The 17,756-nt window shown below is 67.8% G+C and carries 1 protein-coding gene (running past one end of the window); it reads right to left on the bottom strand.

Annotated features, from left to right (window positions below; genetic code table 11):
* Nucleotides 1-17,756: part of a GNAT family N-acetyltransferase coding region (locus JZ791_RS34705; protein ID WP_216900583.1), annotated on the bottom strand (this coding region is incomplete at both ends). The annotated region extends 10,088 nt beyond the left edge of the window; the window shows 17,756 of its 27,844 annotated nt.

The raw sequence follows: 17,756 nt of genomic DNA, 5'->3' as shown, positions 1-17,756 counted from the left end.
TGCTCGCCGCCCGCTGCATCGGCGGGCAACAGCCAAATCCCCTCGGCTACCGCGATTGCGGTGGAATCCGCCACCATCGAACGCGCCAGGCCCATCGTCACGGCGTGACGGGTCAGCATCGCCCGGGCGCAGGCCGGATATTCGGCCGCGGGCCGATCACTGCGCCGCAGTACCTCCTCGGCGAGATCCAGCCAGCCGTCGTCGGTCAGGGCATCGATGCGCTCACGCAACCACGCGGCCTGCGGGTCGCGCGATCGGTCCCGCAACTCCTGGCGCACCTGCTCGATATCGGCCGCATGCAGTTCCGCCAACCGGGTACGCATGGCCGGGGTGGCTGCCGCGCCGGTGAACCGTGCCTGCCGCTGCCGGAATTCCCCGGCAGCCCGCGCCCAGTCGGCACCGGACGCCGCGTTGCGGGCTGCCGGTCCACGTCTGATCAGATCGGTGATGCGCTTGTGCGACACCCTCTTCCAACCACCCGATCGCGAATCCGCAGCGGTTCGCCGGTGCGGATTCGATCCGGCCGCGGTCCGGCGCCGGGCGCCCGGACCACCGGTCGTACGGCGGCCGGTGTCCGCGTCCCGCCGCGATCCCGTTCCGCCGACCGCCGCTGCCCGATGCCTGCCCGGACGATCTACGGGCCGCGTCGTCCCTGCCGCCCGGCGCCACGCGACCAGTCTGCGCGCCCCGACTGCCAGACCCGTCGCCGCCACCACGACCAGGGCATCGATTCCACGCTCATGACCCGTGACCAGCAACGGCATAGAGGCGAGCAGATCCCGGAATCCGGTTCGCTGCCCGGTGCCGACGAGGCCATGTGCCGGCCCCGAATCATGGGACGCTGCACGGCTTCCGGCGGAACCGTCCCGCCGGCCTGCGACCCGGTCGCCCAGGCCGGCGCCGGGGCGGTCGCCCGCTACCCCACCCAGGTGTTCATCGGTGCCGGGCCGCGACCAGATGGGTACGGTGGTTACCTGGTTGCCGTCGCGGGGGCCTTTCAGCAGATTGTCCAGTAGACGCCAGTCAGTGGTTGTCGAATCGACGATCACCACTCGGTCATGCTTGCGGACCTTCCGGACCGGGCGACCTTCAGCGTTCAGCGCGACATTGTCGCCCAGCCAGATAATGCTCTGATCCATCGATACTCGACCGACGACGTCGTACCTCGCATCGTCGATCCGAATCTGCAGCGGCTCCTCGGGAACCCCCTGCCGCTCGGCCGGGACCTTGGGTATGCCGTCCCACCATCCGGCGGGTACCACAGCGATGTATCCGTCTTCGGGGACCGTGAATTCGCCGCCGTAACCTATCCGCGCCCCCTTTTTGACGCGCTTGACCTGCGCGACCCGGCAAGTGAGCGTCAATGCCTGGATCAGGCCATGAGTCGGGAACCCCGGAGCGGGCAGCCCATAGATCGCATGGCCGAGCCGCAGATCGAATCCGTCATCCCGGCTCAATGCCGCGTTGGTCGCGGCAATATGCTCGAATTTCGGCCGCAATCCGATCCCGTGCGCGAGCGCGAGAATTTCCCGGAACCGGCGAACCTGCTCATCATTGGTCGGATTCTCCGGGACATCCGCATTGGCCAAATGTGAATAGATGCCGCTGAGTACGACGGACCCGTCGTCGATGTATTCCTTGGCCTCGGTGAAAAGCTGTTCGAGTTCGTCCTCTGTCGCACCGCCGCGATGCAGGCCTGTTTCGACCTGTATCGATATAGTCGCCGGGCCGGGCAGGTCCTTGCCGTCGGCCTCGGCTGGCTCCCGCAGAGCCCGCACAGACACCACGACCTCCCGCAGAGCCCGCACGGACGCCACGATCTCCCGCAGGTCCTGCAGTGAGGACACACCCATATCCAGGTCCAGCCCGATCGCCGCACTGTAATCACCGCCTGCCGATACATCCATCAACGTCAGGATGCGACCCTCGAATCCGGCCCGCCGCAAGGCAGCGGTCTCGCGAAGGTGAACGACGACGACCCCGCTGGCCCCGGTGGCCATGGCCGTACGCGCCACGTCGATAGCGCCGTACCCGTAGCCGTTCCCCTTCACGACCGCGAACAGCCGGCCACCTCCGCCAATGGTGAGCAACGTGCTGATATTGCTCGCAATGGCCTGGAGATCGACCGTCGCTACCGGTACCCCGGTCCGCTCGAAGTCGATGTCGTCCGGCCCCGCCTGCGTGGTGGCCTCCCTACTCGCCGTGATATCCGGGCGTACCAGCTCCATGACACTCTCGGAACCGGTTCTCGACAGCTTCTTGAAGCCCATGGTTCGCAGGAGCCCGAGCATCGCCTCGTTGCCCGGATCCGCCGAGACCTGAATCCGCTCGGCGCCGTCGTCGAACAACTGGCGTACGGTTTCGCCGACCACACGTCGGCTCAGGCTCCGGCCGCGCGCACCGGGAGCGACACCGACGCGGTGGATACGCCCGGTCCTATCGGTCGTATCCATAGTGCCGAGGCAGAACGCTTGCAGGGCGCCGGATTCTTCGAGGCCGAACCAATGACTCCCGTATCTCGCTTGCAGAAAACCCAGCGTGTCGTATCCGGCCGTGCGTTCGTCACCGAATATCTCCCGGTCCAGCGCCACCAGGGATCGCAGCTCGGCTTCGGTCGACCGCAGCTGCCGCACGACCGGGTCACGACGTTCCGCCACGGTTTCGCCGTCGCCCGTCCCGCTCCGGAAGCTGGGGCGCGGTCCGGCGGATTCGCCGTCCCGGCGCCTCCACGACATCTGCTCGGCGGAGGCGATCGCGGTGCGCGAGGTTCCCCGCACTACGGTACGTCGCGAGCTGTCTCGACGCTCCGAGCGGAAGACGACGCGAACCTGACGACCGGCGGGTGTGCCGTCGACGGACCGGTACAGGGTGGCCGACCACCGCCGTATTCCGCCGGCTGCCAGCGGGTCCGCCCCGAGGCCGGGCACGATCGGTTCGCGGCGTTCATCGATGAGGGTGGCCGCGATGGCCCCGTCCGCTTGCCTGGTGACGGTCAGACGGGCGGTGCCGTCGGCGGGTATGGCGGCCACCATCCGCTCGATGGCCGCGGCGGCCCGCGGTCCCACTCCGCGCAACGGCGGTAATGCGGTGCCGTCCAAAATGATCGGCTCGACATCTGGATCGGTGCTCGGACCGGTCGCCGCGGCCTGCGGACCGAATTCGGCGACCACGGCCCGGCCGGTTCTTTCGATCTGCACGCCCCACGACAGTGCTGTGGTGTCGAGCAGCTCACGCATCGCAGCTTCCGTGGAAGCCCCGCGGCGGGTCTCGCGGACCTGTAGCACCCAGGTGCGGCGTCCTTCTACCGCAACAACTCTCAGCTCGACCGGTCCATCGGCGGCACGCAGCGCAGCGGTCACCACGGCGGCGGCCGCGGCTGTCATCGGTGGTGCGTGCTCTCCGGGCACGGCAGCGGCGATCGCGGCGCCGATCTCCTGGATCCGCTGCTGCTCACCCGGCTGGAAGGACAGCGACACCACCGGGCCCGGCCGCTGCACGACAACCTCCGCCAGCAGCACCGGTTGTCCGGCAGCATGTGCGGGCTGCTCCGCGGCGAAGGTGATCCGCGGATCGAGCTGTGTCAGCCCGGCGCGCAGCCGCTGCGCCCAGATCTCCTCAGCGAGCACCTTGTCGCCGCGGAAGGCGAACTGTAGCAACACCTTTCCAGCCTCCCGGCGCACCTGCACGGTCACCGCGGCGGCATTGTGCGGACCGGCGCCGAAGCCGATCAACTGCGCAGCCGCCCGCACCGCCGCCGGCGAGCCCGTAGCCTGCGCGAGCCATTGCAGTTCGGTCCGGCCCACCGGCTGACGCGCGGCAATCGTCAACTGGTCGAGCCCGGTGCCCAGCCCGTCATCGGAGGGCTGTCGCGCCGCACGGCGTGCCAGTACGGGGTCCGCGCCCGGGTCGGATTCGTCGACCGCCGACTGTACGGCCCGCACTGCCGCGCGGTGGGCAGGCTCGAACCCCGCTGGCCAAGCGACGGTGTCGCGGTGCACGGCGAGGCCGCCCGCATCCACTTCGCAGAGGAAAACCTCGCCGGCGGCCATCATCTCCGGCAGCAGGGTCGCCGTCCGATTCCCGCCACGGTCGAACAGGACGAGTTCACCACCGTGGTTCACCACGAATGTGCACTGCTGCGTGCGCGGGTCGTACACCACCGCACCGCGACCGGCCTCGGACAGTAGCGCCGCCACATCCCGATAACCATCGGCGGCCCGCTGCGGAGCCAGATCCTCGTGTCGAATCCTGTTCCCGTAGTAGTCACCCGCCGCCTGAATCGCCAGCGCGACGTTGTCCGCCCACGCCCCTCGGCGGCGCACAGGCTGCGTGTAGGGATCCGAGACTCGTTGTCCCGCAGCGCGTGCGGACCGGGCCCGATCGGCATGCAGGTCCGCACGCTCGCGCATCCGGCGAGTCGCCAGTTCGTCCTGGATGCGGATCATATCGTCGTACCGACCCACAAGGTCTGCGGCGGCCTCCCATTCGTTCCGCCTCGGTGAATCCTGCAGGGTTCTGACGCCTTCGCGTGCCCGCTGCCAGGCGGCCTCCAGGTGCAGGCGCTCCAGGTGGCGACCTCGTTCGCCCTGCGCCGCCGCGGTCGACGCCGCAATCCGGCCGAGCTTGTCGAGGAATGCGCTGCGGTCGGGCACGGCGTTGAACGCACCGAATGCGAAGCCCGGATCCGCCAGGTCGGCCAGTCTGCCTGGACCGGATCCTGTGCGCCGCTTGTTCAGCCACAGATCCAGCGGGCCTTCGGCAAGGCTCTCCTGGAAATTGTGCAGAACGTAATCCGGAACCCGGTACAACCAGTCCTCGAAATCGACGAGTACCAGGCCCAGGTCGCGCAGGATACCGTGGTATCGCCGCAACCATCTGCCGACCGGAGTTTTCCGAACGGGCTTGTCCGCGAAGGCCCGGACAAACTGGATGTCGGTGACAAGATGCAACAGTTCGTGGCCGATGACGTAGCGAACGACGTTCAACGGCCCGCCGGGGTCGACATCTGGGCCGGTGATGGCCCCGAAGTCGATTTCGGTGGCAAACGCACTGCGCCACCGTTCGAGCTCGGTCACCCGTTCCTCGGCAACCCAGATCTCGGTCTCCATCTCGCCATCGACAGCGGGGATCCGCTTCACCTCGGCCAGGGCTTCGTAACCGTCCGCGGCCACAAGCTGCGCGCCCGGCACAAGAACAACCCGTCGCAATGTCGACAATGCCGTGGTATCGAGCACCCCGTGCGGCGGAACGAAGTCGGTGAACGCGTCGTAGATGACCCGCACGGTCTCCCGGACGACTTCGACCGCCACGTCGGCACGCAGCATCGTCATCACGTCGACCCCGAGGGCATCGCGAGCAGCGGTGATCAGCCGGAGCTTGATCCCGGCGGCCTCCGGCGAATCACTCGGCGGATCGACGACCGGCCAACCGACCCGCAACAGTTCCCGCAACGTGCGCAGGCCGGCGCGCCGCACGCCGGCCCCGAGCACAGTGCGCAGGACCGCTGCGAGGGTCCGGTCGCCACCGTTGGCCGATGCCACCGCGATCACCTGATCGAGGAGCACATTCGGAGTCAGCCAATTCTTCTCGACAGTATCGGCAACGGTGCCCGGCCCGACTCTCGCCGCCCAGTCCTGCTGATCCAAATTCGCGCTGCGCCACAGCTGTTCGAGCAGGTCGGTGATCCGCTCGACCCAGACCACGTCGAGATCCGAGAGCTCGGCAGCCGCATCCCCGCCGCGTTGTCCGGGCACGCTCAGCCGTGTCCGTAGCCGCCGGGCGCGCGGGATCACGCCGCGGGCGGCGAGGCGGTCCAGCAGTTCGGACAGCACATGTCCGGACGGCGCCCGGCCCGCCTCGATCGCGCGTATGAGACTGCCCTGCACACCCAGGCCCGCCGCCAACTCCTCGGGCGTGAGTTCCTGCGCCTCACGAACACCCCGCAGCCACGCGGCGATCGCTCCGGCACGCCCCTTGCCGACAGGCACGGCGGGCGTGGCGGGCGAGCCCGCCCTCCGATCTGAGACGCCGGGCCGGATCCCACCTATGGCCCCGAGCGGGTCACCGGCCGGACCCGGCGTCCGATCCCTATCGGACTCGCGGAAATTGCGGGGCCGCCTTCCTGATTCGTCGTCCCGGCGCCGCCGCGCCATGTCCGGAAAATCGAGTGTGTCGCCCGAATTACGCAGGGACAGTTCCCCGATGGTGATCGTGCCGTGCAGCCAAGATTGTATGAGCGGATTTCGCCCGCCGACGAGGCCGACTCTGTTCGCCCACTCCCCCGCGGCGGTCGTGAACGCCCCGGAGTCGTTCCGGCGGTTGCGGTCGATCGCGCCGAACCGAAGTACCACACCGTCGCCCGTCCGGACCAGCGCGAGACCGAGGAGACCTGGCCCATCGATCTGTGCCATGGCTGCATCCAGGGCCGCATCGATGTCGCGCCGGATATTCACCGCATCGGGAAGCCACCGTCCGAGGGCCTGGGTCAGCCACGGATCGAGCGCCGCGAGGACCCCCTCGCGATCGGCGTACGGGGTGAGCGGGACGTCGGTGACCGCGAGCGGAATGCTCTCTGCCGCACCGTCTCCGATGAGCAGTTCACGATAATGCCCTGCCGTCCAGTCATTTCCGAGGAAGTCGATGGCCTCTGGCGATCCGGCCACCCGGATGCGCTGGTGGAGTTCGAGGACCGGTGCGGAGTTCGTGCCGTCGACCTGTTCGATGTACAGGCTCTGCTCACCGGGCGAACCGTCGATCCGCCATCGCACCGCCCCGGGCCGACCGGTGACGCGGGTCTGTAAGAACCTGGTCAGCCCGGCCTGCGCCGCCAGGATCTGATCCTGCGTCCAGTCGTGCGTGCGCAGGTGCCCGGCGAGCAGACTCCGGGCATCCTGCTCGACGAGGATGACACCGTTCTCCCGCAGGACGGTCATCTCGAAGGAGCGCTCGGCAATCGGATGGTGGACGAGCATCGTGCGGGCCCGGCCGGTGCGGCCGCTCGACCCGTACTCGGGCCGAATCACCAGCCACGAACGACGAGTGCCACTACCGACAGCACGCTCTTCGATGAGGATCTCGAGCAGACCCGACGCCGTGACCGAGGGCGTCACCACGAGCGGATACACCGCATCCGCGAGGAGGCGTCGCACGTACGAGACGGCGGCGGTGCGGGCGGCCCGGATGTCGGCGGGCACCTCGTCCGGAATATCGGTGCGGCTGGCCAGCAGCAGACTGGTCACATCGGCGTACAGGTCGTTCAGCAGCCACGTCTGTTCGGGATCGATGGTCAGGGTGCGCAGCGTCGCGGAGAAACCCTCGTGGGCCGGGCCGGTACTGCGGAAAGCAGTCGGCTCGAATACGAATCCGACTGTGCTGTATCCACTTTCGTCGCCGTGGGCGAACCAGTACGGCGTTTCCTGTTCCAGTCCGGGCCAGACAGCCAACCCGTCCACGATGCCCCTGGAGAATCTGCCGTGCACCGCGCCCGACAGCATGTTCCCGCCCTCGGAGAGCACCAGCCGAGCCGAACCGCTGGAAATCACCCGAAGCATCAGGTTTTCGACGAACGCCGCAGTATCCGCACGACGGCCCGGCTCCCAGATCTGCGGCAGTGCCTCGAGGTAGGCGTACAGCTCGGGACGGATGAGTTCGGCGGGCACCGCGTCGGCTCGCAGGAATTCCAGCTCCAGCGGGTCGTTCAGGCGGCCGGCTCGCCACGCATGGCCCATGACTTCCTCGACGACGCTCAACTCCGCACTGGGCTGAAGCGAATTGTCGTGATTACCAAAGAAAGTCACAATGTCGCGGCCGCGCTCGCCGGAGATCCGCCACCGCAGCGTCGCCGAGTGGGCTCGCCCGAATTCGTGCACCGCGAGGTACCGGGACAGCGTAACCGCGCTCGCCCGCGCCGTCGGCGCGTCCCATCCGCGGCTGCGCAATGCCGCACGCAGCTGGTCCTGGATGGCCGTCGCATCGGTGGTGCCCGGGTTCAGCTGGAACTCGGCGGTGGCGTCGGACCGGCCCGACGCGCGGTCACGGTCCGGCTCCTCCGGACCGGGTTGTGGCAGGGCGAATTCGGTGAATCGCACGGTGCCACCGGACCAGGGCTGCATATAGATATCGGTGGGGTTGCCATCGGCCTGATCCGTGGCCCAGTCGGCCTCGGCCCGCGCCAGCTCCGCCCGCCAGTCGGCTTCGGACCGATGACCGCGTCGCACGGTCCGATCCGCACGACCGATCCGCAGTCGCACGCCGTCCCGGGTATCGACGAGCGCGAAGGTCAGTGTGCCGGAAAGACCGGTCCGGACCAGCCGCCCCAGGGCCATCCGGGCCAGCGCGGTCATCGCCGCGCGTTGCCGAGTATCGGTGAGCGTGGCCGACAAGGGTTCCAGCGCGGCATCCAGATTCGCGCTGAGCGCCTCGCCGTCCGGATGCTCTGGCACCATCAGCTCGGCCGGCTGCGGCGGCGGAGTGCCGACATGTCCATCGAGAAGTTGCCCACCGAAGAATTCGGCCAGTTCCGGATGCCGGAAGAAGTCCTGCGCCACCGGCAATTCCAGCGGCATGGACGGCAACGACAGCGGCAACTCCCACTGCTGCTCCACCTGATCATCGGGCCGGGCACGGGCGAACTCCAGTACCGGATTTCCGTCCCGCTCGACCAGGTTCCACCGGGCGATCAAACCCTGGTCGACTGGGAATTGGTTGCGCAACAGCCGAATTGCCCACCCCTCGACGCACAGCATCTGGTCGAGGTCCAGGCCGAGTCGATGCGGCAGGTACGCGTGCAGCCGTTGCCGCAGCGCCCGTTCGAGCCGGCTGCGCTCGGGGCCGGGGAGATTCGTGATGCCGAGCAGATCCAGTGGGTCCTGAACCGCGGGCACTGCCAGCTGGGATGTCTCGTGATCGGACGACGTCTCGGGCCCCAGGTCCTCGGTGACGGCCCCCGTCAACGCTGCTCCGGTGCCGTCGCCGACCAGGGTGACGTCGGGCGCACCCATCGCGCGAAGCTCCCGGTAGGTGCGCCGCAGCCATTGCCGGGCGCGCTGCCGATCCTCCGGCGCCGTCGACGTGTCGCGCGCGAACAGCACCACCACCGCCCTGGTTCGGCCGGAAGCCTCGAACAACCGTTCGGCCCGTTCCATCGCGGATCGGGCATCCCAGTCCGGGACATCGCCGGTGCCGCCGCCGTCCACGCCGGGCACGAGGATGGTGACCGGCGGATGACCGTCCGTGGTGCCGGGCGCGGGCCACATGCCCACAGCCATATAGCCCGCGCCCGGGCGCAACGCCAGCCATCCGACCCACGGCGGGGCATCCGGTGAGATCCGCTGCGCGAGCATCTGCCACGTCTCGACGAGGCGCCCGACCCCTCGCATGGATGTCAGCGGCCGCAGGATCCGCCCGCCGAGGGGCAGATCCGGGTTGTCCATCCGTGCGGCCCAGTCGTCGTGCAGTAATGCGCACGCGCGGTGGCGGCCACCACGCGGTACCGGATACTCGAAGGCCATGGCCTGGGTCAGGCTGACGATCAGCGCCGCCCGATGGTGATCGTCGAGGCCATCCCACATATCGGTCACACGCGCTAGCCAGGCGGCGTCGTCGTCGGTCTCGGCGAAGTGCGCCGGAATTCGATCGATCATCCCGTCCCGCAGCAGATCCGCCACCCCCGGACCGAGGCCGAACAGGGCGTGCATCGCCAGGGCGCTCAGCTCCCGCGGATGCCGCGGTCCACCCGGATCGGGGCGGTAGGTCGACCAGGCGGTCGTCGTACACGACTCGGCGCCGTCGAGATATTCGAACCACACCCGGCCGTGCTCGGAATCATCATGCAGCTCAACGTGATTGCGCGTCGCAAGCTCGCGTAGCTCGGCCGAGGGCGTGGCACCGATGCCGGACAACTCCACGCGTACCCGGGCCGCACCGAGTACGCCGGTACGCGTCACGGTGAGGAATCCGAGGTTGTCTCGCAACGGCAACTCGGTGACCAGCGCGAGCGTCATATCCCCGATACGGCGGGTGGCGACGTCGTCCGGGTAGTCGCGTAGTCCTTCGTTCAGGGCCGACTGTGCCTGGGCGACAACCTCTCCCGGCAGGCCCGTTCCCCGCGCGCCGGCGCGCAGCAGTGTCCAGCCGGTCCGGGCGGGCGGCGCATCGGATATCAGGTCCGGGTTCACCCTCGGTGGGCTCGTATCGTTTCCCACATCCGAGCCGGGTGAGTCCGGCAACGGGAGCAACACACTCGCCCCCACAATGTGATTGCGCAGCGCATCGTCCACCAACAGGCGGGCGACCAGAGTTCGTCCGACCTCACCCTCGGAGAACGTCCTGATATCGGTGATGCCGAGGGTCTCCACCAGCGCCGCGATTTCCCGGGTCAACCGGATGCCGCCGGTGAGCGTGCCGGGGGCCTCGCCCCGGCCGAACCACAGCAGCACCGGATTCCCGGTCTCCCGATGGTGCGCGAGTGCCCGCTGGACCTGTGCCTCGATCCTTTCGCTGCCACCTTCCACCACGAACAGATCCAGCGGACCGTCGCCCATCCGGCCGATCTCCATCGATAGCTGGCCACGCCCGTCGAACGCGGTGCGGTCCACCCACCATTCGATCGGGATATCCGGATCGGCAAGCGAATCCGCGACCATCATCTCGGCGATCAGCGACAACCATTCCTCGGTGAGCCGCTGATCAGGGTCCTGCGGCGCGGCCGCCATATTCTCCGGCAGCTCGATCGCCTCCGCGAGCAGCAGGGCACTGACTCGTTTGCGGACCTGCAGCAGCATCCAGTAGTTGGAGGTCACCGCGTCCGGGTCGGCGAGAACGAATGCCGACTGCTGCTGTTCGGTCAGATCCGCCCAGCCTTCGGCGTCGGCCCTGCGAGTCCGCTCCTGCCCGATACGATTCGCGTGCGACGTCCAGTACACCATCATGGTCGCGGCGTGCGCGGCGGCCGCCAGGAGCGCGGGCGGCAGCGCCTGGAGATCCGGGTCGAGGCGATAGGTGGTCCAGTCGTAGCGCAGGCTCGGGGCCAGCATATCGGTGGCGAATTCGAACCACATACATCCAGGCTCTGCCACCGCAGTGAAGCCCCGTGCCTGGAGTTCGGCGACCGCTAGGGCCACGTCGGGGGAATTGATGGTCAGACCGCTCATTTCCACGCGCACCCGCCCGGCACTCGGCGGGCCGACGCGCAGCACGCTGACCGTCGCAGGTGTAGTGCCCGGCGGATAAGCTTCGGCCACTGTCGCGGCCGCGTCTTCGATGGCCGCGATCTCGTTCGAATCCCACCACGGCAGGGCATTACGCACCGCGGCGCCGATCGACGGCCGGGGATCCGAACTCTCTTCCCATGACGCCATCGTCACGATCTGCTCGTTGGACCGGGCGCTCATGACATAGGCGAGCTGACCTGCCGAGATCCGTGCATCCGTGAGTGGCAGTTCGCCTATCGCGATCGTGCCCTCGCTCCAGGGCTGAAGGTGTGTAGCGCGCGCGCCGATCGCGCCGACCCGGCCTGTCCATTCCCCGGTGGCGGCCTCGAGCTCTGCCGCCGACCGTGAGTTGCCGTCCACCACTCCGAATCGGAGTACGACACCGTCGCTGGTCTGCACGAACGCCAGGTCCACCCGTCCCCGTTCCGCACCGGCCAGTTGCTCGACGGCAGTCCGCGCCGCGGTTCCGAAGTCGGGGATCGCATCCACCGCATCCGGCATCCACACCTCGACCATCAACGACGCCCACCGCTCGAGCATCGCGACGGCTTCCTCGTGGTCCACCTCGGGCCCGATCTCGGCGGGGATCACAATCAGCGGAATATCGTCGGTGCCGTCCCCCATGAGCAGCCCGAGGTAATGGTCGGCCAGCCATGGATCGGTGAGCAGGGATTCGTCGGCCAATGCCCCACGGTCGAGGAATGTCTGGCGGAGCTCGGTGTGCGGCCGATCGACCGCATCGGGACGCGCGATGCGCAAGGTCTGAGCATTGGGCGGACCTTCCAACCACCAGGTCAGTGCCCCGGTCTCGCCGGTCGCGAAGTGCGTGCGCAGGAACCGGGTCAGCAGGGCCTGCGCCGCCAGCACCTCGTCGTCGGTCCACTGGTGGGTATACAGATGCCCGGCCAGCAGCTCCAGAGCATCGTCATCGACCCGGCTGGCGCCGTTGGCATGCAGGACGGTCATGTCGAAGACGCGGCCGGGAATCGGATGATAGAGCAGGTCGGAGCGGGCCGAGTCGTGGTCCCCCTCGGGACGCAGAACGAGGGCCGAACTGAACTCCGCGCCCCCGCCCGCCGTCGGTTCGGAGATCGCGATGTCGAGCAGACCGGATGGGCTGACCGAATAGTTCACGATGAGCGGGCGCTGCGCCCGCGCCGATTCCTGCCGCACGTATTCGACGGCCGCGGTTCGCGCGGCACGAATATCCGGCGGCATCTCCTCGGGCATCACGGGACGATTGGCCAGCAACAGCGCGGTTACACCGGTGTACAGGTCGTTCAGACCCTGTGGATCGCCCGGGACAATCGTCGTACTCCGGCCCGAGACGTCGAAATCTCGCTCCTGCTCGGCGTGCTGGTGCGCGCTCTCCTGCTCGAGAGTGAAAGTTATTGCGGTAGCGCCATTTTCGCCCTCGATCTCGTACCAGGACGTGGCCTCGTGGTCGAGATACGGCCAGAGCTCCTCGGTCGGCATGCCCCCGTCGGTGAATCGCCCACGCACCGACCCCGACAGCACTGAACTGCCTGCGGTGAGCACCAAATCCGCACGACCGTACTGGGTCACCTGCGCCATCACGGCTTCGATGAACACCGCGACCTGAATCCGGCGGGTAGGCTCCCATATCTCCGACAGAGCCTCGAGATAGGCGTACAGCTCCGGGCAGATCAGAGCACCCGGCGCGGCATCATCCGCCGCAGTCTCGAAGCTCGCCTCCCACGAATCACCCCGCGCCCCTGCCCGCGCCGCGGTCACCAGACAATCTTGGGTGAAGGTCAGATCCTGCTGGGCCGCCGAATCATTGTGGCCACCGGCGAATGTCACAGTGTCGTGCCCGGGCTCCCCGAAAATCCGCCAGCCCACCGCGGCATCACCGTTGTCGCCCAACTCGTTCGCGGCCACGAACGCGGCCAGGACATGTGCCGCGGCCCGAGCTTCCGGCTCTCCCCACCCACGATCGCGCAGCGCTTCCGTCAGCTCATCGATGATGGGTACCAGATCGATCCGGCCTGCCTCCAGCGGGAATTCGGCCTCCGCATCCGGCGGCCGGGTCGCCGACTGCTCGCCGAGGCCGTCGGGCAGATCGAACTCGGCAAAGCCCATGGTGCCGGAGTCCCACTCCTGCAAATGCGCATCCGTCGGCCCCAGGGCCCGCACCGTCCGGAACCAGCGGGTCCTGGCGGTCCGCGACTCCAGCACGGAGTACTCCCCGACCGCCTCGTACCGTCCGGCGATGCCGATCCTCAGTCGCAGACCGTCCTGAGTGTCTACCAGGGCCACCGTCAGCATGCCACCGGCCCTGCGCGCCTCGTCGCGCAACCGCAGAACTACCTCGAGTATCCGTTGCTGCTGCGGCACTGGGATATTCGGTATCAGGCGGCGCAGATCCGTGGCGGCGAACGGCGCACGCGGGTCCAGCTCGAACACGATCGGATCCGCGGCGGCGAGCGCCACGACCTGGCGGTCGACCAGCATGTCACGGAAGTGTCCGGTCAGCCAGGGATCACCGAGGATCCGCAGGGTACCCGGCAGTTCCGGTGCGGGCGAGACGGCCGCGAGGGGCAGCATCCATTCCGGACCGGTCACCTGCCCCGCGGCGTTCGTGTGAACCAGTCGCAGGACGGGCCCCCCGTCCGCACCGGAGATCAGCTCGTAGCCCAGGACTCCCGTCTCGCTCGCGGGGAAGGTCCGGCGCAGGAATCGGGCGACCACATTGTGGGCCGCGACGACTCGCTCCAGATCATCGATGCCGTGGGTCGTCATATAAGCGGCGACGATCAGCTGTGCGTCGCGTTCGAGCGAGATCCGCTCGGGGTCCGGGAGGTAGGGCACCGCGGACGCGTCACTGCTCTCCGGCACGGTCAGCTGCCCGGACCGATGGGTGATCGGGTGGTACAGAAGTTCCGAATCCGGTTGCGGCGGGCGGGATTGCGACCACCACACGATGGTTCCCTCGGCGGTGGCGACCCGCACCCGAAGTGCACCGGCCTCGGTCGCCTCGACCGTCACGGTCAGCGGTTCGGCGGACTGCGCGACCACACCGTACACAGCGAGCACGACGGCGTCCGCGGCAATGCTGACATCCAGTGGCCGGTCGGCGAATCCGACGAAATTGCCTGCCTCGTCGTGCTGCCTCGAACCGCCGGGCGGCATGCCCATCATGGTCTCGATGAGCCCCGAACGCAGCTCGCCCAGATTCCTCGACGCCGCGGGGGCGAACTGGAACTGCCTGGTCGCACGGACCGGGTCGGCAGGGCCGGTCGCGGTCCGCCTCGGACCGATCGGCCTGTGCAGATCGAAGGCGATGACACCGGCCCGCTCGCCGCCACCGGTAATGCGCCACCTCGCGCTCGTACCTTCGAGTGACGGCACGGCAACGTCGAATGTCGCGGCACGGTCGAATTCGCCCAGTATCCGACCGGTGAGCACCCGGTCCTGCGCCAGCACCTGAAGATCCAGCGTCACCTCGCCATCCGAATGGAGGCGCTCCAGGAGGCCGGCGACGAATTCGACGGCGCGATCGCGATCTTCCACCGGCCAATCCCGCAGCAGCGCATGCATATACGCGCAGACCCACGCGTAGCCGCCGACTCCGGTGCGAACCTTCGGCGGCCGACCAGCGCGGGCCCGCGCCACCGCATCCGCGAGATCGGACCGGAGCACATCGAATGTTTGTGACGTAGCGTAAATCGACTCCCGCACAGAGAACCTGAGGGTCTGGTTGCCCGGCCCACCGGACAGTTCCCAGTGCAGAACCGCCACATCAGTGCGGGGTTCCTGCCAATCCGGAAGCCGGGTCAGCACATTCTGCGCCGCTGCGATCTGCGCCTCGTCGGTCCAGCCGTTATCGAGCAGATAGCTGCGCAGGTCCGCTCGTGCGTCCGCCAGCACCGCCGCCCGGTCGGTTCCCGGCGGCAACGTGACTTCACCCCGGGAGCCCGTGCGGGATCGATAATGCTTGATTCCCCACCAATGCGAGCGCCCAAGCACCCGGACACCCACCCGACCGAATCGCCCAGTGACGATTTCACGCGGTGACGGGTAATTGGCAATCGATCCGTCGAACGCCTCCAGCATGCGGTCGAGCAACTCTTGATCTTCCGCCGATGCTGTGCGCGCTGCCTGCCGAATTCGTTTGCGGATATTGCCGATCGAGTGGGCGAGCTTGCTCGGCTCCGTCCACCACGTGTAGCCGAGCATGGCCTGCGCTATCGGCCCGTTCTCGTCTGCCGCACTGACGTAGGACGCCCCGACGCCGGAGTCACGCAGATACTCATCGACGGCCGACACCATCGCCCTGGCCAACCCCTGGCCACGCACAAGGCGGCTCAGACCTATCGTCTTGAATTCGGCGTAGGCATAGTCTCCGGCCTCGAGATGGAATGACCATGTCATCCGCCCGACCTCGCTGCCGTCGGCGTCCTCGAGCACCACATCCATATGGATCGATACCAACGCCGGGGATTCCATGCTGTCGACGTTCACATAGCGCGCACGGGTGACGCGCATCCCGAACTGGTCGAATCGCCGGTTTACTCCCTGCAATTCCCGCAGCAGCACACTGTTGCGATCAACATCCGCGCTGTTCCCGATGCCTTCGCGGAGCAACTCGACTATCGATCGAATCGGCGAATGATCGCCCGATACCGAAGTCTCGACAGACTGTTGCCGTTCAGCATGCCGATTCTCATCCGCGCCAACCTCGAACCACACTGTCTTGGTTTCGGACTCGACGTCCTCGGGCCAGGTGATACCCCAGTCGTCCGACAGCTCCTCCAATAACATCAGGCGTCGTTCACTGCCGACGTCGTGGTTGTGGAAGCCGATATCACGTCCGCCCTCGGCGAATTCGATTCGCGCCCGGTCACCGAGAACGCGAACGGCCACCGTCGTGTCCCCGCGAACTCGGTTAACCGCGTTGACAGCCAGTTCCGACGCCAGCTGCTCGGCGTCGGCGGCGCGATCCCGATTCGGCCAATCAGCAAGCGCAGCATGCACAAAGCGGCGAAGCTGCTCCACTTCCTCGAGGCTCCCCCGATGCAGCACGAAGGACTGCTCGGGCCGCTCGTCATCGGACCCGCCCCGTGGCGGCGGAGTGCCGTTGCCGCCGTTATGTTCTCCGCCCCCGGCAAGGAAATCAGAGGCACCGGCCTGCGGTGTGCCAGAAAGCTCGCTCGATCCACGTGCACGTTGGGCCGAGACATGCTGACCGGAGCCATCATTAGCCTCACGGTGTGGAGTCCGCGAACCGCTGACCGCCTGGACGGGGAGCTGGGCCCCGGGCCGGTTCGTGTGGGCCGGGCGGCCCGCGGGGGCGCGGCGTGAGCCTTGGGGGCGGCGGCGATTCGGTTGGTGGGTGTTGTGCGTGCGGGTGGCTCGGTCGGTGGTCGTTACCGCGGCTGCGCCTCGGGCGGCCGCGATGTCGGAGGTGCCGGCGGCCGACAGTGTGCCGGGCTGGGCTTCGATGATGCGGGCGGGTCCCGGTCGGGCCGACAGCGATACCCGGCCGAGACCGCGCCGCCGCAGGCGTCGGCCGGCCGAATCATGGTGCGGGGCTGATATCCCGGAGCCGTCGGCGATGGTCCGCGTGTAGCCCGGTTCGTGCCGGGGAACTTCCGCACGTCCTGGGTGCGCCGGTCCGGAACTCCGGGCTCCGACCCGAATGAGGGCGACCGAGATGTTGTCGTGGTATTCGACGAATTGGCCGTGGTGGTTCCTGGAACGTATCGGCCTCTGCAACGACAGCGAGACAATCGCTTCGGCGGTCTCGATCAGTGGTTCGGAGGCATGCCTGTCGAAGATCTGTTCCAGCTGTTCATCAGTGAGATACGCGCCGCGGGTGCCGGTGACGCCATCGCTGAACACACCGATCGTGGTGCCGGCGGGCACGATGACCGTATGAATGTTGTTCTCCGGCAACGTATCGCTGCCGAGATAGTAGTACAGAAGGTTGAGGTCTTCGTTGCTCTGCTCGTCCGTGGTCAGCAGCCGCAGCGACGGCCTGTTCCGGTTGCGAGCGGCGTGGGGCGCCTTCTCGTACACTGGGCTGTCCCCGACACGCCCGTACGTGACCTCAGCGGTCCGATGGTCGTCCGACTCCACCACGACCGCCAGCGAGATCGTCGTCGTCGGCCTACCCGGAAGATTGCGGACCGCGACGTTGGCCGCCTCGATAGCCCGTTGCGTCGCCTTCTCGACCGGTATCCGGCCGCGTTTCAGGTCCTTCTGCAACGACTGTCGCGCCGCGGAGACACCCGCGTCGGCCGCGCGCCACGACCGGTCGGACGACGAGACCCCGTCGCAGACGATGGCGAGCTGCGCGATCCGTTTGCCGTAGGCGAATTCATAGATGCCGGTGGAATCCTCGTCCACCGATTTGTACCGGCCCCCGTCGGTGATGGCGACCATATTGCCTTTGTCGAGCCGAGCCTGGTGCAGCCGCTGACCGCCGAGGTATCCGGGCAGCACCGACACGTCGACATTCGCCGGCGCGAGTGCCTCCGGATCGAGCAGAGGTGCCGGGGAGATGGGATTCCCACCCGGCCC

Origin of the sequence: Nocardia alni, from assembly GCF_019038435.1 — a bacterium.
In the GTDB taxonomy this organism is placed as follows: domain Bacteria; phylum Actinomycetota; class Actinomycetes; order Mycobacteriales; family Mycobacteriaceae; genus Nocardia; species Nocardia alni.
Note: the sequence above shows the minus strand (reverse complement) of the source record. Positions and strands in the feature narration are given on the sequence as shown.